This window comes from Nostocoides jenkinsii Ben 74, from assembly GCF_001046875.1.
GTDB lineage: Bacteria > Actinomycetota > Actinomycetes > Actinomycetales > Dermatophilaceae > Nostocoides_A > Nostocoides_A jenkinsii.
On record NZ_HF571038.1, the window covers coordinates 3771048 to 3771837 of the forward strand.

Here is a 790-nt window from a genome sequence, read left to right on the forward strand (position 1 = left end):
TCACCCACAGGACCACGGATCGCTTGAGGACATCACGCTCCATCCGCAGCTCGGCGTTCTCCGCGCGTAGCCGCTTCAACTCCTCGATGTCACCGGCCGACATTTCGCCGCGTCCCTCACGCTCGGCGCGAGCCCGGGTAACCCAGTTGCCCAGGGTCCCTTCGTTGACACCCAGATCGCGCGCGACGGCAGCGATCGGCTTGTTGGTCTCCTCGACGATCCGTACAGCCCCCTCACGGAACTCACGGTCGTACTTCTTACGTGTCTCAGGCACAGCATCTCCTTATAGCTGATACCTACACGCTTCGGGGGGAAGTCCAAACCTGCTGGTGGCGACCGGTGCGGTTAGGGTCGAACCCGGTGGGCACGACAGTCGCCGCCAGGTCGGGGAGGGCCACAACGATGCGCACGAACACTGTTGGAGTCGGTTTGCTCTCGGCGATGGCACTGGTGGTGGGCCTAGGGTCGGTGAGCGTCGCCACCGCGGACACGTCGCCGGACGACCGGGCCGGGGTGCTCGTGCGGTGGGAGGGGCACGACCGCTACCAGGTGTCGGCGCGCGTCTCCAACCAGTACCCCGTCGGGATCGCGCGCATCTTCGTCGCCTCGGGCGAGGTGTTCACCGACGCACTGTCAGGAGCGCCCATCGCCGCCCGCCAGTCAGCCCCGATCCTGCTGACCCGGTCGGCCAGCCTGCCCAAGACCGTTCGCGACGCCATCGTCCGACTCAAGCCGGGCATCATCGTCGTCCTCGGCGGACCCGCCTCGGTCTCTCCCGAGGTTTATGCCG

The 790-nt window shown here is 67.0% G+C and carries 2 protein-coding genes; one reads left to right on the forward strand and one right to left on the reverse strand.

The window, feature by feature from the left end; genetic code table 11:
- A partial coding sequence (locus BN13_RS17990; protein WP_048548590.1) for a transposase occupies window positions 1-274 on the reverse strand: 274 nt, incomplete at its 3' end.
- Between the two features lie 128 nt (window positions 275-402).
- On the opposite strand from BN13_RS17990, the gene BN13_RS17995 reads away from it, so the two are divergent.
- The coding region (locus tag BN13_RS17995; RefSeq protein ID WP_048548592.1) for a cell wall-binding repeat-containing protein at window positions 403-790 on the forward strand (388 nt) is incomplete at its 3' end.